Source organism: Microbacterium kyungheense, assembly GCF_006783905.1.
In the GTDB taxonomy this organism is placed as follows: Bacteria; Actinomycetota; Actinomycetes; order Actinomycetales; family Microbacteriaceae; genus Microbacterium; species Microbacterium kyungheense.
In genome coordinates, this window is record NZ_VFPE01000001.1 from 766,491 (window position 1) to 784,580 (window position 18,090).

The 18,090-nt window shown below is 72.2% G+C and carries 18 protein-coding genes; 14 read left to right on the plus strand and 4 right to left on the minus strand.

Going from position 1 to position 18,090, the window contains the following annotated elements:
• The first annotated feature begins 71 nt into the window (after positions 1-71).
• Positions 72-1,448 (plus strand): MFS transporter, encoded by a 1,377-nt coding sequence (locus FB391_RS03330; protein WP_141892856.1) that lies wholly within the window; start codon positions 72-74, stop codon positions 1,446-1,448.
• A gap of 180 nt (positions 1,449-1,628) precedes the next feature.
• A complete protein-coding gene (locus FB391_RS03335; protein WP_141892857.1) occupies positions 1,629-3,074 on the plus strand; it encodes a lactonase family protein in 1,446 nt (481 codons plus the stop codon).
• 4 nt (positions 3,075-3,078) lie between these two features.
• On the opposite strand, the gene FB391_RS03340 is transcribed toward FB391_RS03335, so the two are convergent.
• A complete protein-coding gene (locus tag FB391_RS03340; RefSeq protein WP_141892858.1) occupies positions 3,079-3,687 on the minus strand; it encodes a TetR/AcrR family transcriptional regulator in 609 nt (202 codons plus the stop codon).
• Between the two features lie 89 nt (positions 3,688-3,776).
• Between FB391_RS03340 and FB391_RS03345 the strand changes: the two genes are divergently transcribed.
• The 10 genes from FB391_RS03345 (at position 3,777) to FB391_RS03390 (ending at position 12,997) form a co-directional block, all read left to right on the plus strand.
• Complete coding sequence (locus FB391_RS03345) at positions 3,777-4,526, plus strand: enoyl-CoA hydratase/isomerase family protein (RefSeq protein WP_141892859.1); 750 nt, start codon at positions 3,777-3,779, stop codon at positions 4,524-4,526.
• A gap of 176 nt (positions 4,527-4,702) precedes the next feature.
• A complete protein-coding gene (locus FB391_RS03350; protein ID WP_281286398.1) occupies positions 4,703-5,551 on the plus strand; it encodes a 3-hydroxyacyl-CoA dehydrogenase family protein in 849 nt (282 codons plus the stop codon).
• Positions 5,548-7,680: a phenylacetic acid degradation bifunctional protein PaaZ gene (gene paaZ / locus FB391_RS03355; protein WP_246093336.1), complete on the plus strand. Its 2,133-nt coding sequence runs from the start codon at positions 5,548-5,550 to the stop codon at positions 7,678-7,680. The genes FB391_RS03350 and paaZ overlap by 4 nt, the downstream gene beginning before the upstream one ends.
• Before the next feature lie 181 nt (positions 7,681-7,861).
• Positions 7,862-8,302 (plus strand): hydroxyphenylacetyl-CoA thioesterase PaaI, encoded by a 441-nt coding sequence (paaI, locus tag FB391_RS03360; protein ID WP_425462931.1) that lies wholly within the window; start codon positions 7,862-7,864, stop codon positions 8,300-8,302.
• 39 nt (positions 8,303-8,341) lie between these two features.
• Positions 8,342-9,331 (plus strand): 1,2-phenylacetyl-CoA epoxidase subunit PaaA, encoded by a 990-nt coding sequence (gene paaA, locus FB391_RS03365; protein WP_141892862.1) that lies wholly within the window; start codon positions 8,342-8,344, stop codon positions 9,329-9,331.
• On the plus strand, positions 9,331-9,636 hold the full coding sequence (paaB, locus tag FB391_RS03370) for a 1,2-phenylacetyl-CoA epoxidase subunit PaaB (protein WP_141892863.1): 306 nt from the start codon (positions 9,331-9,333) through the stop codon (positions 9,634-9,636). Before paaA ends, paaB begins: the two co-directional genes overlap by 1 nt.
• Positions 9,633-10,523 carry a 1,2-phenylacetyl-CoA epoxidase subunit PaaC gene (paaC, locus tag FB391_RS03375; protein ID WP_141892864.1) on the plus strand — a complete coding sequence of 297 codons (891 nt, stop codon included), beginning with the start codon at positions 9,633-9,635 and terminating at the stop codon, positions 10,521-10,523. The genes paaB and paaC overlap by 4 nt, the downstream gene beginning before the upstream one ends.
• Positions 10,523-11,029: a 1,2-phenylacetyl-CoA epoxidase subunit PaaD gene (paaD, locus tag FB391_RS03380; protein ID WP_185842916.1), complete on the plus strand. Its 507-nt coding sequence runs from the start codon at positions 10,523-10,525 to the stop codon at positions 11,027-11,029. Before paaC ends, paaD begins: the two co-directional genes overlap by 1 nt.
• On the plus strand, positions 11,029-12,225 hold the full coding sequence (gene paaE, locus FB391_RS03385; RefSeq protein WP_246093337.1) for a 1,2-phenylacetyl-CoA epoxidase subunit PaaE: 1,197 nt from the start codon (positions 11,029-11,031) through the stop codon (positions 12,223-12,225). The genes paaD and paaE overlap by 1 nt, the downstream gene beginning before the upstream one ends.
• A 10-nt stretch (positions 12,226-12,235) precedes the next feature.
• Entirely contained in the window at positions 12,236-12,997 is a 762-nt protein-coding gene (locus FB391_RS03390) for an enoyl-CoA hydratase/isomerase family protein (protein ID WP_141892865.1), read from the plus strand.
• 91 nt (positions 12,998-13,088) lie between these two features.
• Here FB391_RS03390 and FB391_RS03395 read toward each other — a convergent pair whose 3' ends face one another.
• On the minus strand, positions 13,089-13,904 hold the full coding sequence (locus FB391_RS03395; RefSeq protein WP_141892866.1) for an LLM class flavin-dependent oxidoreductase: 816 nt from the start codon (positions 13,902-13,904) through the stop codon (positions 13,089-13,091).
• 81 nt (positions 13,905-13,985) lie between these two features.
• Positions 13,986-14,702, minus strand: a complete 717-nt coding sequence (locus FB391_RS03400; protein ID WP_141892867.1) for a TetR/AcrR family transcriptional regulator — start codon at positions 14,700-14,702, stop codon at positions 13,986-13,988.
• An 87-nt stretch (positions 14,703-14,789) separates the two neighbouring features.
• Here FB391_RS03400 and FB391_RS03405 point away from each other — a divergent pair, with 87 nt between their 5' ends.
• Positions 14,790-15,989, plus strand: a complete 1,200-nt coding sequence (locus FB391_RS03405) for an FAD-dependent monooxygenase (RefSeq protein ID WP_141892868.1) — start codon at positions 14,790-14,792, stop codon at positions 15,987-15,989.
• Here the strand turns inward: FB391_RS03405 and FB391_RS03410 are convergent.
• Positions 15,986-17,638 carry a thiamine pyrophosphate-binding protein gene (locus tag FB391_RS03410; protein WP_141892869.1) on the minus strand — a complete coding sequence of 551 codons (1,653 nt, stop codon included), beginning with the start codon at positions 17,636-17,638 and terminating at the stop codon, positions 15,986-15,988. The two genes, FB391_RS03405 and FB391_RS03410, sit on opposite strands and share 4 nt — an antisense overlap.
• 139 nt (positions 17,639-17,777) lie before the next feature.
• Here FB391_RS03410 and FB391_RS03415 point away from each other — a divergent pair, with 139 nt between their 5' ends.
• The gene (locus FB391_RS03415) at positions 17,778-18,086 is read left to right on the plus strand and encodes a hypothetical protein (RefSeq protein WP_141892870.1); all 309 of its coding nucleotides are present in this window, start codon (positions 17,778-17,780) and stop codon (positions 18,084-18,086) included.
• Positions 18,087-18,090 lie beyond the last annotated feature (4 nt).

Sequence of the window (18,090 nt, forward strand, 5' to 3'; positions counted from 1 at the left end):
GTGCAGCATCCGGCAACCATCCCCGAAGGACCGCCGGAGACGACGACGTCAGCCCCGACACAGGAGTCACAATGAGCACATCCCACGAGGGATTCACCCCCACCGGCACCATCGCGGCGTCGGCCGATCGCAAGAGGGTCGTCTTCGCGACCGTCATCGGCACCACCGTCGAGTGGTACGACTTCTTCATCTACGCCACCGCGGTGGGGCTGGTCTTCGGCCAGCTCTTCTTCGCGCCGCTCGGCGCCAGCAGCGCCCTCGTCGCGTTCGCGACCGTCGGTGTGAGCTTCTTGTTCCGTCCGCTCGGCGCGTTCCTCGCCGGCCACTTCGGTGACAAGTACGGCCGCAAGGTCGTGCTGATGTGGACGCTGATCCTCATGGGCGCGTCGACCGCGCTCATCGGCGTGCTGCCGACCTACGAGGCGATCGGCATCGCTGCGCCGATCCTGCTGGTGCTGCTGCGCATCCTGCAGGGCATCTCGGCGGGCGGCGAATGGGGCGGCGCCGTGCTCATGGCCGTCGAGCACGCCCCCAAGACGCGCCGCGGCGCGTTCGGTGCGGCACCGCAGATCGGCGTGCCGCTCGGCCTGCTGCTCGCCTCGGGCGTCATGGCGCTCATGGCGATGATCGCCCCCGGCGACGCGTTCCTGGTCTGGGGCTGGCGCGTGCCGTTCCTCCTCAGCGTCGTGCTGATCCTCGTGGGCTACTACGTCCGCCGCCGTGTCGAAGAGAGCCCCGTGTTCGCCGAACTCGCGGAGCGCAAAGAGAAGGCGCGGATGCCGATCATCACGCTGTTCCGCAAGCATCTGCTGCTCGTGATCGTCGCCGCATTCGTCTTCGCCGGCAACAACGCGGTGGGCTACATGACCACCGGCGGCTACATCCAGGGCTACTCCACCAACCCCGAAGGCCCCCTCGCGCTGGAGCGCGGTCCGGTGCTGTGGGCCGTCGCCGGCTCGGCGGTCACCTGGCTGCTGTCGACGCTGGCCGCCGGCTTCATCTCCGACCGCATCGGCCGCCGCACGACGTACATCATCGGCTGGATCCTGCAGCTCGCCGGCGTCTTCCTGCTGTTCCCGCTCGTGAACACCGGCAGCATCTGGCTGCTGTTCGCGGGTCTCGCGATCCTCACGATCGGCCTCGGCTTCACGTACGGTCCGCAGGCGGCGCTGTACTCGGAGCTGTTCCCCGCCTCGATCCGCTTCTCGGGCGTCTCGATCTCGTACGCGATCGGCGCGATCCTCGGTGGCGCCTTCGCGCCCACGATCGCGACCGCCCTGGTGCAGGCGACGGGCTCGACGATGTCGGTGACGTGGTACCTCGCGGGCATGACGCTCCTGGGGCTCGTCGCGACGCTGCTGCTGCGCGACCGCTCCGGCATCCCGCTCGGCCCCGAGCACGAGGCTGAGCAGGAGGTCAGCCCGATCTACGGGCTCGCCAAGGCCTGAGCTTCCGGGCGAGGGATGCCGCCGCCCCGGGCTTCTCGTGCGCCCGGGGCGGCGGCATCCCGTGTTCCAGGTGCTGGCCGGACCGCTGCCCGTGCGACAGGATGTACCGAAAGCTCGAGGGGAGCCGGTATGGCGAGCGGCGTGCGGGGTCGCAGAAGGGCCGGAGCAGTCATGGCGGCGGTGGCGTTGTCTGCCGGCGTCCTGCTGATGGCGGGTGAGCCCGCGGCCGCGGATCCGCCCGAGACCTACGACGCCGTCCCCGCCGGCGACTACCCGATCGACGTCGACACCACACCCGACGGTGCGCACTTCTTCGTGATCGATCGGGGCGATGGCGGCGAGGCCGACCTCCGCGTCTACGACACGACGACCTTCGACGAGCTCGGCCGGATCGTGTTCGGCCCGGGTGCGAGCTTCAACCCGACGGCGGTCCAGGTCTCGCCCGACGGCTCGCAGGTCTGGGTGTCGTTCTACAACCCTGGCCAGATCCTCGTGTACCCCACAGCCGACCTCATCGCCGGGGCATCTCCGGCGCCGGTGGTGATCACCGGGGGCGGAGGCTTCGTCGACCTCACGGACGATCCTGCGGGCGGGTACATCTACGCCGCGACCCTCTTCAATCCCCAATATCAGTTCTTCACCGCTGATCCCACGGCGCCCCCGCGCACCATCGGGTTGCCGATCGGGTCGCGCGGAGTCGCGGCCCGCAGCGACGGCGGTGCGGTGTACTTCACCCAGTTCGCGGCGGCGCCGGCGGGCGGCGTGCAGACGGTCGACGTCGCGGCGGACGGATCCCTCAGCCTCGGAGCGTTCACGGCGACCGGCGATCTGCCGTGGGGCGTCGCCTACCTGGAGGGGCCCGACCGCGTCCTCAGCTCGAACTCCGGATCGCCGACGTCGCTGTCGGGCTTCACGCCGCCCGGCGGCGCGGTCGACACGCAGCCGATCGCGTGCGGCCCGCGCCTGGTCGACGGCACGCCGGACGGTGCGCGCGCCTACGTCGCGTGCCTCACCGGCGGCCTCGTGGCCCTGGACTACTCGTCCGATGCGCCGACCGGCGCCCTCGTCCAGATCGGCGACAACGTCGAGTCGGTCGAGGTGGCCGTCGACGCCGACGGTGCCGCGCAGCGCGTGTACGCCACGAGCGGCGGGAGCGGCGAAGTGCTCGTCTTCACGCGCCCGACCGTCACCCCGGGCGGCGGCCAGACGGTTGCCGAAGGCGCTCCCGCGACATTCACGGTCGTCGTCGATGACTTCTGGCAGCAGCTGCAGTGGCAGGTGAGCGCCGACGGCGGCACGACGTGGACCGACGTCCCCGATGCGCAGACCGAGACCCTCAGGGTCGACGGCGCGCTCGCCGCGTCGGGCTCGCTGTATCGGGTGGTCGCCACCAGCGCCCTGTTCGATCCGGTCGTCGGCGCGCCCATGCTGCTCACCGTGACCGCCACGCCCACGCCGTCGCCGACTCCGGAGCCCTGCCCCGTCGTGCCGGGTGAGCAGGTGACGTGCCTGCCGGCGACCGGCGCCGACCCCGCGGCGCTCGTGGGCGGGGCGGGGCTGGGTGCCGGGCTCCTCGTCGCGGGTCTGGCGGTCATCACACTGCGTGCCCGACGCCGGGCGCTCTGAGCGGTCAGCGGGTGCGCATGCCGTCCAGCGCGACGGTCACGACGTCGTGCGCGAGGCGGTCGCGGTCGATCGCGCCGCCCGGGCGGTACCACTCCACGATCGAGTTGACCATGCCGAACACGAGGCGCGTCACGACGGCGCCGTCGACGTCGGAGCGCACGCTGCCGGCCGACTGCGCCTCGGCGACGAGCTGCGTCACGCGGTGGTCGAAGGCCCGGCGCCGTTCCAGTGCGGCGCGCTCGACGTCGCTGTTGCCACGCACGCGCAGCAGGAGCGTCACGTAGGGGAGTCGGTCGACGAGCACCAGCACGGCCCCTCGCAGCACCCCGGCCAATCGGTCGGCGGGTGCTGCACCGGCGATCGCGGGATCGTCGAGCAGCCCCTCGAGCCCGCTCAGCGCCTCGTCGAGCGCGAGGGCGAGCAGCTGCTCCTTCGAGTCGAAGTGGTGGTAGAGAGCCGACTTCGTGAGGCCGAGGCGCTGCGCCAGATCGGCGACGGAAGTGGCGTCGTACCCCTGCTCGTTGAACAGCTCCACGGCGACGGCGAGCACCTGCGCGCGGTCGTAGCCGGGGCGGCCGCGCCGCGCGGGTGCGGACTCGGCGCTCGCGAACATGGGCCCAGTCTCGCACTTCCGAGGTAATACTGAACGATCGGTCACGTATTATGTGAGAAGCCGCGAAGAAGCGGATCGAGAGGATGCCGATGTCGGTCACCCCAGAGCTCCCGCTCGTCATCGAGCGCCGCGCCGACCGCGTCGTCGCCACGCTGTCGCGACCTGCGGTGCGCAATGCGATCGACCAGCGCACGATCGACCGGCTCCACGAGCTGTGCGCAGAACTCGAGCGCTCCCCGCGCATCCTGATCCTCATCGGCGCCGACGGGGTCTTCGCGTCGGGCGCCGACGTCGCGCAGCTCCGCGAGCGGCGTGCCGGCGACGCGCGTCGCGGCATCAACACGCGGGCGTTCCAGCGGGTGCGCAACCTGCCCATGCCTGTGATCGCGGCGATCGACGGCCACGCGCTCGGGGGCGGCGCCGAGCTCGCGTATGCCGCCGACATCCGCATCGGCACGCCGCGGCTGCAGATCGGCAATCCCGAGACCGGCCTCGGCATCATCGCCGCTGCCGGCGCGACATGGCGCCTGCGCGAACTCGTCGGGGAGGGGCGCGCGGCCGAGATGCTGCTGACGGGCCGGATCCTGGATGCCGCCACCGCGGTCGACTGGGGGCTCGTGTCGTCCCTGTTCGAGCCGGGTGATCTTCTGGCCGCGGCCCACGCCCTCGCCGACCGCATCGCCCGCAACGACCCGCTCGCGACACGTCACACCAAGACGGCCCTGCTCGCGCCGCCGGCGGCGCATCCCGACATCGACCTCGAACTGCAGGCCGAGCTGTTCGAGAGCCCCGAGAAGTACCGGCGGATGACGGCGTTCCTCGAGGGGCGCGGGCGATGAAAGACCAGCAGTTCACGGACGGCCGGGGGGTCTCGTCTCGCTTCGCTCGCTCAACGGGTGGGGAGTCGACCCATCCGGCCGTTGAGCGACCGAGGAACGAGGGAGACGAAACGTCGCGAGTCCGCCCCGAGAACGATGCGCGCGACGACGGCGCCTTGCGCCCCGGCCGGTCGACGGTGCCCGAACGCGTCGGCGTCATCGGCGGTGGCCGCATGGGTGCGGGCATCGCGCACGCCTTCGCGCTGGCGGGGGCGCGGGTCGTGGTGGTGGAGCGCGACGAGGACGCGGCGGTGGCGGCATCCACTCGTCTCACCGAGAGTCTGCGCCGCAGCGTCGAACGCGGCACGACCGACCGCTCGCTCGATGCGCTCGCCGCGGCGATCGAGACGGCGACCGACGCCGCGGCGCTCGCCGGGTGCGGGCTCGTGGTCGAGGCGGTGCCCGAGGACCGCGCGCTCAAGACCGACGCGCTCGCACGAGCCGAGGCGGTGCTGGCGCCGGAGGCGGCCCTCGCGACCAACACCTCGTCGATCTCCCTCAGCGAGCTGGCCGCCGGGCTCGCGCGTCCGGGACGGTTCGTCGGCCTGCACTTCTTCAACCCCGTGCCCGCGTCGCAGCTCGTCGAGGTCGTGACCGGCACCGCCACCGACCCCTCGCTCGTCGACGATGCGCGGGCGTGGGTCGAGAGCCTAGGCAAGACGGCCGTCGTCGTGCGCGACAGCCCCGGGTTCGCGTCCAGCAGGCTGGGAGTCGCACTGGGGCTGGAGGCGATCCGCATGCTCGAAGAGGGCGTGGCGAGCGCGGCCGACATAGATGCGGCGATGGAGCTCGGGTACCGGCATCCCGTAGGCCCCCTCCGCACCACGGATCTCGTGGGGCTCGACGTGCGACTCGGCATCGCCGAAGAGCTGCACCGCGAACTGGGCGACCGGTTCGCGCCGCCGGACCTGCTGCGGCGCCTCGTCGCCGACGGACATCTCGGCCGCAAGAGCGGCCGGGGCTTCTACGAATGGAGCGAACAGTGACGGACACCCTCCCCAGCTATCTGCGAGACGCATGGTGGTCGCCGGCTGATCGAGAGGCTCACGGACCGGCCGACGCCGTCGCCGTGCGCGACGCCTCGACCGGCGAGATCGTGACGCACGTCAGCACCGCGGGGATCGACCTCGCCGGTGCGCTCGAGTACGCGCGCACCGTGGGGCAGGCGAGCCTGGGTGAGCTCACGTTCCACCAGCGCGCCCTGCTGCTCAAGGAGTTCGCGGTCGCGCTGACGGCCCGCAAGGAAGAGCTGTACGAGCTCTCCAAGCGGGCGGGTGCGACGGTGCGCGACTCGCTCAACGATGTCGACGGCGGCATCGGCGTGCTCTTCACCTACGCGTCGAAGGGCCGCCGTGAGCTTCCCAACGCGCGGGTGTACCTGGACGGTCCGGTCGAGTCGCTGGCCAAGGACGGGTCGTTCCTCGGGCGCCACGTCTACTCGCGCCTGCCCGGTGTCGCGGTGCAGATCAACGCCTTCAACTTCCCGATGTGGGGCGCGTTGGAGAAGTTCGCGCCGGCGTTCCTGGCCGGCGTGCCGTCGCTGGTCAAGCCGGCGACCCCCACGGCCTACATCGCCGAGGCCTGGGTGCGCATCCTGGCCGAGACCGGACGACTGCCGGCGGGGTCGCTGCAGCTGGTGAGCGGCTCCGTGCCCGGCCTGTTCGATCACCTCGGCCTCGGCGACCTCGTCGGGTTCACCGGCAGCGCCTCGACGGCGGCCCGGCTCCGCGAGCAGGCGGGGCCGGGCGTGCGATTCACGAGCGAGACCGACTCGATCAACGCGTCGGTCCTGGGCCCCGACGCGGTGCCCGGCACGGTCGAGTTCGACGCGTACGTGAAGCAGCTGCTGATCGAGCTCACGACCAAGGCGGGCCAGAAGTGCACCGCGATCCGGCGCGCCATCGTGCCCTCGGGGTTGGTGCCGGCGGTCATCGACGCGCTGCGCGACAGGATCGCCGAGCGGGTCGTCGTGGGAGACCCGCACGCCGAGAACGTCACGATGGGTCCGCTCGTCTCGCGGGAGCAGCGCGACGAAGTGCTGCGTGCGATCGAGGCGCTCCAGACCGCCGGCGGGCGCATCGTGCTCGGTGGCACCGAGGCGCCGGACGTGGTCCGCGCGGACGGCTCGACGGGGCCTGCGCCCGAGGGCGCGTTCCTGACCCCCGTCGTGCTCGCCTTCGACGGCGACCCGTCGGCGCTGCCCGACGCGGTCCATGACGTCGAGGCGTTCGGCCCCGTGGCGAGCGTGCTGTCGTACCGCAGCGTCGACGAGGCCGCCGACCTCGTCGGCCGCGGCGGCGGCTCGCTCGTCACGAGCGTCGCCACCGCCGACCCCGCTGTCGCGGCGACCCTGCTCGCCCGCACGGCCGCGTACAACGGACGCCTGCTGTTCCTCGACCGCGACGACGCGCGCACCTCGACCGGCCACGGCGCACCCGTGCCGCACCTCGTCCACGGCGGTCCGGGCCGCGCGGGGGGCGGAGAGGAGCTCGGCGGCATCCGCGCCGTGCTGCACCACATGCAGCGCACGGCGGTACAGGGCTCGCCCGCGATGCTCACGGCCCTGACCGGCGTGTGGCACCAGGGTGCGGCATCCCGCTCCGACCGGCACCCGTTCCGCAAGTCGCTGGCAGAGCTGAGGATCGGCGACCAGTTCGCCTCACCGTTGCGGGCGGTGACGCTCGACGACATCGAGACGTTCGCGCACTTCACCGGCGACCTCTTCTACGCCCACATGGACGAAGCCGCCGCCGCGGCCAACCCGTTCTTCCCGGGGCGCGTCGCGCACGGGTACCTGCTGGTGTCGTGGGCGGCCGGGCTGTTCGTCGACCCGGCACCGGGCCCCGTGCTCGCGAACTACGGGCTGGAGAACCTGCGCTTCGTCACGCCGGTGTCACCGGGCGACGAGGTGCGTGTCGTGCTCACCGCCAAGCAGATCACACCGCGTGAGACCGACGAGTACGGCGAGGTGCGGTGGGACGCAGTGCTGCTCAACCAGCGCGACGAGCTCGTCGCGACGTACGACGTGCTCACGCTGGTCGCGAAGACCTGGGACGAGGGGGATGCCGGGCGCCCGGCATCCGCGTCTCCCGAGCCTGCGGGGGTCGGGGCGTGAGCGGGGGCAGCCTGACTGTCGTGGCGGTGGCGGCGTCGTCTCGGAAGAATCCTGCGCGCTGTCGAAATCGGCATGCGCGCGCGAAACTCTCTGGCGCGATTGCAGGTTTCGACAGCGCGAGCAGGAGGCGCGTCGCAGGAACGGCAGCGGATGCGGGTTTCGACAGCGCGGAGGTGGTGCCGTGACCGACCCGGCCGAGCACTTCGCAGGGCAGCGTGTCATGCTGCGACGAGACCGGGCGTCGGCGGCGCTCGGCATGGTCGTCGAGCGCGACGAGCCGGGAGAGGCCGTCGTGTCGATGCGCGTGCGCGACGACATGACCAACGGGTTCGGGATCACGCATGGCGGCATGGTCTTCGCGCTCGCCGACACGGCGTTCGCGATGGCGTGCAACGAGCTCGTTCCGGGAGCCGAGGGCGGCGACGCCGAGGTGACCGTCGCGGCCGGCGCCGACATCTCGTTCCTCGCCGCGACGCGCGCGGGGCAGACGCTCACCGCTCACGCGCGGCGCCGCGTCGCGTCCGGCCGTGCGGGCCTCTACGACGTGACGGTGACCGACGAGACGGGCACGGTGGTGGCTGAGTTCCGCGGGCGGTCGCTCACCACCCGCCGGACGGCGTAGACTTTACTGAACGAACGGTCTGTAAATGAGGAGTCGATGATGACGACCGAGACGCTGATCGACGAGGCGCCCGAGCAGGCGGCGTTCGACGCGGTCATCGAGGCCGACTCGCGCATCGAACCGCGGGACTGGATGCCGGCGGCCTATCGCAAGACGCTGATCCGGCAGATCTCGCAGCACGCCCATTCCGAGATCATCGGGATGCAGCCCGAGGGCAACTGGATCACGCGGGCACCGAGCCTCAAGCGCAAGGCGATCCTGATGGCGAAGGTCCAGGACGAGGCCGGCCATGGCCTGTACCTCTACTCGGCCGCGCAGACGCTCGGCATCACACGGGACGAGATGACCGAGCAGCTCATCGAGGGGCGCGCGAGGTACTCGTCGATCTTCAACTACCCGACGCCCACGTGGGCCGACATGGGGGCGATCGGCTGGCTCGTCGACGGCGCCGCGATCTGCAACCAGGTGCCGCTCTGCCGCGCGTCGTACGGCCCCTACGCCCGGGCGATGGTCCGCATCTGCAAGGAGGAGTCGTTCCACCAGCGGCAGGGGTTCGAGATCCTGCTGACCCTCATGCAGGGCACGGCCGCGCAGCGCGAACTGGCTCAGGATGCCGTGAACCGCTGGTACTGGCCGAGCCTCATGATGTTCGGCCCGCCCGACGACGAATCGCCCAACTCGGCGCAGTCCATGGGCTGGAAGATCAAGCGCTTCTCGAACGACGAGCTGCGCCAGCGGTTCATCGGGATGCTGGTGCCCCAGGCCGAGGTGCTGGGGGTGACGCTCCCCGACCCCGAGCTGCGGTGGGACGAGGGCTCCGGGCGGTGGATCACGAGCGAGATCGACTGGACGGAGTTCCACGAGGTGCTGGCCGGTCGCGGGCCGATGAACGCCGAGCGCATCCGGCGGCGGCGTGAGGCGCACGAGGACGGTGCGTGGGTGCGCGAGGCCGCAGCGGAGTACGCCCGCAAGCAGCAGCTGCGCGACGGCGGTGCCCGGTCCCTGAGCCTTTCGAAGGGAGTGGCGTGATGACGACCCCCGGTGCAGCCGACCGCGAGACCTGGCCGTTGTGGGAGGTGTTCGTGCGGGCCGGGCGCGGGCTCAGCCACGTGCACGCCGGCTCGCTGCACGCGCCCGACGCGGAGTTCGCGCTGCGCAACGCCCGCGACCTGTACACGCGGCGCGGCGAGGGCACGTCGATCTGGGTCGTGCCCGCCGATGCCATCACCACGAGCGACCCCGACGCGAAGGGCGCGTTCTTCGAGAGTCCGGCGGGCAAGAACTACCGCCACGCGTCGTACTACACCGCGTCCGAGGGGGTGCCCCACCTGTGACCCCTCGACAAGCTCAAGGATCAGGATCGGTCGAGGCTCAAGGACCGGGATCGGTCGAGGCTCAGGGACCGAGCGACGCACACGGTGACGTCACCGTCGACGGCGTCGCGCTGTCGGCGGAGCTCGCCGGTGGCGAAGGGCGCGCGGCATCCGCCGACGTCGCCGAGTACGCGCTGTGGCTGGGCGACGACGCGCTCGTCCTGTCGCAGCAGCTGGGCATGTGGATCGCCCGGGCGCCCGAGCTCGAAGAGGACGTGGCGCTGGCCAACATCGCCCTCGACCTGCTGGGTCACGCCCGGTCGTTCCTGCGCTATGCGGGCTCGTACGACGGGCGCACCGAGGACGACCTGGCCTACTGGCGCGATGAGCACGGCTTCCGCTGCGCCTGGCTCTTTCAGCAGCCGAACGGGGACTTCGGGCAGACGATCGCGCGCCAGCTGGCGGCATCCACCTATCTCTTCGAGCTGTACACGGCGCTGCAGGGGTCGTCGGACGAGACCCTGGCGGCGATCGCCGCGAAGGCGGTCAAAGAGGTCGAGTACCACCGCGACCACGCCGTGCAGTGGACCCTGCGTCTCGCGGGCGGCACCGACGAGTCCCGGCGCCGGATGGTGCGCGCGGTCGACGCCGTGTGGCCGTATGTCGGCGAGCTGTTCCGCGACGAGCTGGTGATCGACCGGCTGGAGGGGATCGCCGTGCGCCCCTCGACGCTGCAGCCGGGGTTCGACGCGGTGATCGCCGCGGTGTTCGCCGAGGCCGAGCTGGAGGTGCCTGCCGGCGCGATGTCGTCGGCCGGAGGACGACGGGGGTCGCATTTCCCGACGCTCGGATACCTCCTCGCCGAGATGCAGGTGCTCGCCCGGCAGCATCCGGGGGTGACGTGGTGATGCTCCGACAGGCTGAGCAGCCGACGACCATGACGGCCCGCGCGTGGGCGGTCGCGGCATCCGTGCTCGATCCCGAGGTGCCGGTGCTCACGATCGAGGACCTCGGGGTGCTGCGCGACGTCACGGTCGATGCCGACACGGTCACCGTGACCATCACCCCGACCTACTCGGGGTGCCCCGCCATGGACGCCATCCGCGACGACCTCGTGCTGGCCCTCACGGCGGCGGGGTTCGCGCGCGTCCAGGTGCGCCTCGTGCTCGCCCCGGCGTGGACCACGGACTGGATGACGGATGCCGGCAGGCACAAGCTCCGCGAGTACGGCATCGCACCGCCCACCGGTCGCCGCGCGGTGACCGGCCCGATCCCGCTGCGGCTGTCGGTGCGGTGCCCGCGCTGCGGCTCGCTCGACACCCACGAGCTCGCCCGCTTCGGCTCGACGTCGTGCAAGGCGCTGTTCGAGTGCCGCGCATGTCTGGAGCCCTTCGACCACTTCAAGGCGCACTGATGGCGCCCGGGCAGCCCGGCGACGCCGAGCGTGAGCGGATCGCCGAGGCGCTGCTGACGACCGCGGTCGGCGGCCCGCACGGCAGCCGGCGCCGCGGGAGGTTCCATACGCTGCGCGTCGCCGCGGTGCGGCCGCTGACCGAGGATGCCGTCGAGGTGACCTTCGCGGTGCCCGAAGAGGTGCGCGACGAGTTCGACTACCTCGCCGGTCAGCATGTCGCGCTGCGGGCCATGCTCGACGGGCGCGAGGTGCGTCGCTCGTACTCGCTGTGCCGCGCCGTCGACGCGGGCGGCGGAGGAGACGGCCCGCGCACCATCAGCATCGCGATCAAGCGCGACGCCGGCGGCCGCTTCTCGACGTGGGCGCAGACGGAGCTGAAGGTCGGTGACGCGATCGACGTCATGAATCCGCAGGGCTCGTTCACGTCGACACTCGCGGACCTCGACGGCGCGCATGTCGCCGGCATCGCCGCAGGGTCGGGCATCACGCCGCTCATGGCGCTCGCCGCGACGGTCCTGGCACGCTCGGCGACCTCGCGGTTCACGCTGGTCTACACGAACCGGTCGAGCCTCGACGTGATGTTCCTCGACGACCTGTCGGATCTCAAGGACCGGTACCCGACGCGGCTCGCGCTTCACCACGTGCTCTCGCGCGAGCAGCGCACCGCGCCGCTGCTGTCGGGTCGCCTCGACGAGCCCCGGCTGCGGCGCATCCTCGACGACCTCGTGCTGCCCGACACCGTCGACGAGTGGTTCTTGTGCGGACCCTTCCCGCTCGTGCAGCTGTGCCGCGACACCCTCGCCGACCTCGGGGTCGACTCCGCGCATGTGCGCTACGAGCTGTTCACCCCGGCGGACGGCCCGCGCGACGAGCCGCCTGCGGGTGGTCCGGTGCACATTGCCGAGGACGAGCCGGTCACCCGGATCGACTTCACCCTCGACGGTCAGTCGCAGTCGGTCGACAGCCCCGTCGCCGCGCGCGAGTCCATCCTCACCGCGGCGCTGCGGGTGCGTCCCGACGTGCCGTTCGCCTGCGCGGGCGGCGTGTGCGGCACGTGTCGTGCGCGCCTGCTGCAGGGGTCGGTCACGATGACCGAGAACTACGCGCTCGAGCCCGACGAGCTCGAGCGTGGGTATGTGCTCACCTGCCAGTCCCATCCCACGAGCGACGCCGTCGTGGTGGACTACGACGTCTAGGAGGTCCCCGATGATCGAGCTCACCGTCGACGGCGCCGTCGCCGAGATCACGCTGAACGCCCCCGACAAGTTGAACGCGCTCTCGCTGGGGGCGCTGCGGCAGCTGGACGACGCCTTCGCCCAGGCGGCGGCATCCGGGGTCCGTGCGCTCGTGCTGCGTGGCGAAGGCCGCGCGTTCTGCGCCGGGCGCGACATCGCCGGGGTGGATCCCGGGACGGATGATGTGCCGGGGTATCTCGGCGCGCTCGAACAGGTCATGCGGCGGATCGCCGGGTTCCCGGTGCCGACGTTCGCGGCCGTGCAGGGGGCGTGCCTCGGCGTCGGGCTCGGCCTGGCCATCGCCACCGACGTCGTGTACGTCGCCGAGACCGCCAAGGTCGGCTCGCCGTTCGCGAACCTCGGCGCGATCCCCGACTCGGGTGCCCACGCGCTGCTCGTGGACCGCCTGGGCGCGCACCGCGCCCTCGATCTGATCTTCACCGGCGAACTGCTGTCGGGGGCGGACGCCGTGGCGGTGGGCCTGTTCAGTCGTGCCGTCCCGGCCGACGAGCTGCTCGCCTTCACGCGTGAGCGGGCGGCGACCACCGCCGTGGGACCGACGGCCGCGTTCGCCGCGTCGAAGCGCCTGGTCGCGCGCCTGCGCGATGCGAGGCTGTGGGATGCCGTCGCCGAGGAGTCCCGTGCGCAAGAGGCGCTGCGCGCCACGGACGACTACCGTGAGGGCTTCGCCGCCTTCCAGGCCAAGCGCAAGCCCGAGTTCCAGGGGAAGTGACCGGGGTCTCGGCCAGCCCGCTCGTTTCGTCTCGCTCGTTCCTCGCTCGCTCAACGGCCGGGGGTGAGGCTCGTCCTCGTCCTCGTCTTCGTCAGCGACCGGCGAGCTCAGCGACCAGTGGCGCGAGCGCCGGTGCGAGCTCGCCGGGCACGGTGAAGAACGACACGCCCGTCGCCGCGCGCAGCGCACGCAGCGCGTCGGCGTCGCGCGCGACGTCGCCCGACAGTGCGGCGACGGCTCCGGCCGCCCGCAGCGACTCGGGTGTGAGCCCGGCGCTGCGGCGCAGCCACTCCGGCACGGACTCACCGACGCCGGCGATCTGCAGCGACAGCTCGACCGCCTCCCGGTCCGGGGGAGTGGCCGCGCGCACGCGGTCGGCCGCGTCCGTCACCGCGGCGAGGTCGGCGTGCGGAGGCAGCGGCAGCGCCACGGTGTGCGCGTGGCGTCCGGCCATCCGCATCATGCGATCGCCGCCCGCGGCGAGCGTGAGCGGCACCTCGCCGCCGAAGGCCTCGCGCACGGCGCGGATCGTCGCCTCGACCTGATCGACGCGCTCCCGCCCCGAGCCCCACGGCACACCGAGGGCGGCGGCATCCGCCTCCCCCTGCGGCCGGCCCGCACCCAGACCGAGCTCGAATCGGCCGTGCGACAGCTCCACGAGCGTGCGCGTCTCACGGACGGTCGCGGCGGGAGTGCGCAGCGGCGCCGCCAGCACCCACGTGCCGAGGTGCAGCGTGTCGGTCGCCGCCGCGGCGACCGACAGAGCGAGGAACGGCGACGGCGTGTAGAGGGTGTCGGGCACGAGGAGCGCCGAGAACCCCTCGTCCTCGATGCGCCGGGCCGTCTCGCTCCACGCCCGGGCGTCGCCGTGGGCACCGGTCACGACGCCGAATCGGAAGGAGGTCATGCCCCCATGCTCGTCCGCGACGGCTGCCCGCGCATCCGCCCGCGGGAGGCACCCGGGCTCCTCCCGCGGGACGACGTCACATCAGCCGCGACGCGACGAGGCGAGCGCATCGATGCCCGCGACGATGCGATCCACCCCGAACCGCAGGGCGTTCTCGCGGGCGCCTCCGGGTTCGGTGAACGCGGCGCGGGTGAGGGGGTACTCGCCGGCGCGGTCCGTGAGGATCCGGGCCATCGTCGCCGCGAGCTCGTGCTCGGGCGCGGAGCCGGCGGACTCCTGACGCACGATCGACATCGCGTGCCCGGCCAGCAGCGCCAGGACGTCGAGCTTCTCGCTGCCGTGGAGCGGCAGTCCCGACAGGGCGGCGAGGCCGTCCTCGTACCACGCGAGCTCGCACGGCCCGGGGCGGTGCGGACGCTGGGCCAGTTCGACCGACCACGGGTGCGCGCCGGCGCGGCCGTGCACGCCTTCCGCCCAGGCGACGACGGCGTCGTGCCAGTCACGGTGGTCTGTGCGATCGGGCGGGCCGAACGCGCGGTCGAGCATGATCGCGTCGAGGTCGGAGCGTCCGGGCAGGTAGCGGTACAGCGCCATCTTGGTGGTGCCGAGGTCCTGCGCGATGCGCTGCATCGTCACCGCCGTCAGGCCGTCGGCGTCGGCGATGCGGATGCCGGCATCGGCGATCTGCGCCACGGTGAACTTCGGCTTCGGGCCCCGCTTCACCGCGGTCGGGCGGGGCCACAGCGGGTCGTCCGCGTCGCGAGGGGCGGCAGCGGAGCCTGGCTGCTCAGCGGTCATCGGTTCCTCCCGAAACAATTGCGTCCAGTGTACTCAGTTGTATATTGTGTCCAAGGGACGCAATTAACGACACGGATGGAGAGTCGAATGACCACGCAGAAGATCCTGATCTCGGGCGCGAGCATCGCGGGCCCCGCGCTGGCCGGCTGGCTGGGCCGCAGCGGGTACGACGTCACCGTCGTCGAGAAGGCCGCCGCGGTGCGCGCGGGCGGTCAGGCCGTGGACTTCAAAGGCCGGACGCACCGCGAGATCCTGCAGCGGATGCGGGTGTGGGACGACGTGCAGGCGCAGCAGACCGCGAAGACGGACTGGCGCATGGTCGACGACGCGGATCGGGTGAAGGCCGTCATCCCGGGCGAGTTCATCGGCGGAGACCTCGAGATCCTTCGCGGCGACCTCGCCGGCATCCTCCATCGGCACAGCGCGGAGGTCGCAGAGTACGTGTTCGACGACGAGATCACCTCGCTGGCGGAGGGCCCCCGAGGCGTCGACGTGTCGTTCGCGCGCCGGCCCGATGAGCGCTTCGACCTAGTTGTCGGCGCTGACGGCGTGCACTCGGCGGTGCGCCGGCTCGCGTTCGGTGCCGAGTCCGAGCACGTCGAGCGGCTGGGCTACTTCTACGCCGTCGCGAGCGGGGCGGTGCCGCTCGACGGCCTCGACACCCGGATGCCGGACGGGCGGGGGATCGCCTACGGCTACAACGTCCCGGGCCGGCTCGCCCTCGCCGGCGGGCAGAAGGCCCCGAACCTGTTCGTCTTCCAGGGCGCCGCCGACGGCTACGACCGCCGCGACGTCGACTCGCAGCGCCGCTTCCTGCGTGAGGCGTTCACCGGCATCGGGTGGCGGGTGCCCGAGATGCTGGCGGCCGCGGATGCGGCATCCGATTTCTACCTCGACGAGATCACCCGCACGCGCATCACGTCGTATACGAAGGGCAGGGTGGCGCTCGTCGGCGACGCCGGCTACGCCAACACGCTCGGCGGCTTCGGCACCGGGCTCGCCCTGATCGGTGCGTACGTGCTCGCGGGCGAGCTGGTGCGGGCGCGGGGCGAGCACGCCGCCGCCCTCGCGGCGTACGACGCACGCATGCGCAAGCCCACGAAGGTCGCGAGGACGGGCAGCGCCGGGCCGTTCCTCGCGCCGTCGTCACAGCGGCGCATCCGGATGCGCGATCGCACCTTCGCCAACCCGCTGCTGATGCGGGGGATGATGTGGATCACGGACGTGTTCGCCACCGACACGTCGCTGCCGGACTACGACCTGCAGCGCGCGCCGCGCGTGCGCTAGGAGTTCACGCGGATGATCTCGCGCTGATACGGCGCGACGACCTCGCCCGAGATGCGGCAGTCCAGCACGAGGAAGGCGCGGGATGCCGGCGGCTCCGCGCTCCACGAGGCCAGGCGTTGCAGGTCGTCGAGGGTGCGCACCACGACCCCCTCGGCGCCGACGCCCGACGCGAGCGCCGCGAAGTCGACCTGGGGGATGAGCATCGGCTGCTCGGCGAGGCCCTTGAGGCCGTAGAGGTGCACCTCGGCGCCGTAGGCGGCGTCGTTCCACACCACCGCGACGCCGCGGCCGCCGGCCACGCGTACGGCGGTCTCGAGATCGGCGAGGGCCATGAGCCCGCCGCCGTCGCCGGTCGTCAGGACGACCGTCGAGTCGGGCTTCGCGAGCGCCGCGCCGGGAACGGACGGCCAGCCGAGGCCGATCGACTGGAAGGCCGTGCCGACCATCATCATGCGGTCGGGCGAGGCGACGGGCCAGTACATGTTCGCCCAGCCGATGAAGTGGCCGCCGTCCGACACCACCACGCGGTCGGCGGGCAGCAGCTCCCCGATGCGGCGGGCCACGGCGCGGGGGTCGAGGCGGCCGTCCGCCGCCAGCGCGTCACCGGGTTCGTAGGTGCGCAGCGCGGCGACGTCGACCGACTCCCGCCAGCCGCTCGGCGCGGCACCCCGCTCGCGCAGCGCGGCGGCGACGGCTCCGGCTGCGACGCCGGCATCCGCCCTCACGAATCCGCCGACGTGGGGGTGCGTCGCCGCCGGCGCGACGTCGACCTGGAACACGCGCGTGCCCGGCGCGAAGAGGTCGCCGAAGCGCATCGTGAACTGATTGAGGGATGCCCCGAACACGACGGCCACGTCGGCGGTGCGTACCAGCTCCATCGCTCCCTCGGCGCCGAAGCCGCCGGTGACGCCGAGGTCGTACTCTGTGCGGGGGAACACGCCGCGGCCGAGCGCGGTGGAGGCCGTGACGGCGCCGACGAGGTCTGCCACCTCACCGAGGGCGTCCGAGGCGCCCGAGATCCAGGCGCCGCGACCGGCGAGCAGGAACGGGCGCTCGGCGGATGCGAGGGCGTCGACCAGCCCGTCGAGCGCGCCCGCCGCGAACGGACCGGCCGGGGTGAGCGGCCCGGGCAGGCGCGGCTCCGGAGCCTCGGGCACCGGCCCCGCGTCACGCGCCGCGACGTCGTAGGGGATCGCGAGCACCGTCGGCACCCGGTACGTGAGGGCGTGCTCGATCGCGATGACCGTCGTGGCGGCGGCATCCGCGCGCCCGACCGTGTACGTGCGCGCGCCCACCGCCGAGGCGAGCGCGATCTGGTCGACGTCCCACGGACGCGGGCCGGACGTGGGCTCGTCGCCGACGACCAGCACGAGCGGCACATGCGCCTGCACGGCCTCGGCCAACGCCGTGAGCGTGTTGGTGAAGCCCGCACCGTACGTCGCGGTCGCGGCCGCGAGGCGTCCGGACGCGCGGAAGAAGGCGTCGGCGGCGACCACGCCGCCAGCCTCGTGGCGGACGGCGGTGAAGTGCACGTCGGTGGAGCGCTCGAGTGCGTCGAGGAAGTACGCGTTGCCGTTGCCCATCACCCCGAACACGTGGTCGATGTGGCGGGCGAGGGTGAGGGCGACGTGGGCGGAGACGGTGGGCATGACGGATCCCTGGAGACTTCAGACGGATGAGAGGCCGTATGTGTCTCGCGCGTCAGCGCTGCGTGCCCATTTTTCGAGCACCGGCGGGCGACGGTGCCACCGGACGGAACCGAGTATAGGCGTACGCCAGGATGGAGGGATGAAGACCATCCAGCTGCGCCGGTACACGCTCGTCGACGGGGAGTACGACGCGTTCGTCGACTGGTGGGAGGGCTGCATGCCGCGCGTGCGCCCCGCAGCGGGGTTCACCATCGAGTTCGCGTACGGCATCCGCGAGACGAACGAGTTCGTGTGGGCCGTGAGCGCCCCCGGCGACGAGCAGGCGTTCCTCGCGCTGGAGGAGGCCTACATGGCGACCGACGCCCGCGCCGAGGCGTTCGCGGGTGTTCCGCAGCGCGTGGCCGAGTACAACATCCGCTTCGCGACGGAGTTCCCGACCACCGTCTGATCCC

Excerpts from the sequence above, each read along its gene's own strand:
- FB391_RS03330 (WP_141892856.1), top strand. The coding sequence starts at position 72 with ATGAGCACATCCCACGAGGGATTCACCCCCACCGGCACCATCGCGGCG.
- FB391_RS03340 (WP_141892858.1), bottom strand. The coding sequence starts at position 3,687 with ATGTTCGCGAGCGCCGAGTCCGCACCCGCGCGGCGCGGCCGCCCCGGC.
- FB391_RS03345 (WP_141892859.1), top strand. The coding sequence starts at position 3,777 with ATGTCGGTCACCCCAGAGCTCCCGCTCGTCATCGAGCGCCGCGCCGAC.
- paaA (WP_141892862.1), top strand. The coding sequence starts at position 8,342 with ATGACGACCGAGACGCTGATCGACGAGGCGCCCGAGCAGGCGGCGTTC.
- paaB (WP_141892863.1), top strand. The coding sequence starts at position 9,331 with ATGACGACCCCCGGTGCAGCCGACCGCGAGACCTGGCCGTTGTGGGAG.
- paaD (WP_185842916.1), top strand. The coding sequence starts at position 10,523 with ATGCTCCGACAGGCTGAGCAGCCGACGACCATGACGGCCCGCGCGTGG.
- paaE (WP_246093337.1), top strand. The coding sequence starts at position 11,029 with ATGGCGCCCGGGCAGCCCGGCGACGCCGAGCGTGAGCGGATCGCCGAG.
- FB391_RS03390 (WP_141892865.1), top strand. The coding sequence starts at position 12,236 with ATGATCGAGCTCACCGTCGACGGCGCCGTCGCCGAGATCACGCTGAAC.
- FB391_RS03395 (WP_141892866.1), bottom strand. The coding sequence starts at position 13,904 with ATGACCTCCTTCCGATTCGGCGTCGTGACCGGTGCCCACGGCGACGCC.
- FB391_RS03400 (WP_141892867.1), bottom strand. The coding sequence starts at position 14,702 with ATGACCGCTGAGCAGCCAGGCTCCGCTGCCGCCCCTCGCGACGCGGAC.
- FB391_RS03405 (WP_141892868.1), top strand. The coding sequence starts at position 14,790 with ATGACCACGCAGAAGATCCTGATCTCGGGCGCGAGCATCGCGGGCCCC.
- FB391_RS03410 (WP_141892869.1), bottom strand. The coding sequence starts at position 17,638 with ATGCCCACCGTCTCCGCCCACGTCGCCCTCACCCTCGCCCGCCACATC.
- FB391_RS03415 (WP_141892870.1), top strand. The coding sequence starts at position 17,778 with ATGAAGACCATCCAGCTGCGCCGGTACACGCTCGTCGACGGGGAGTAC.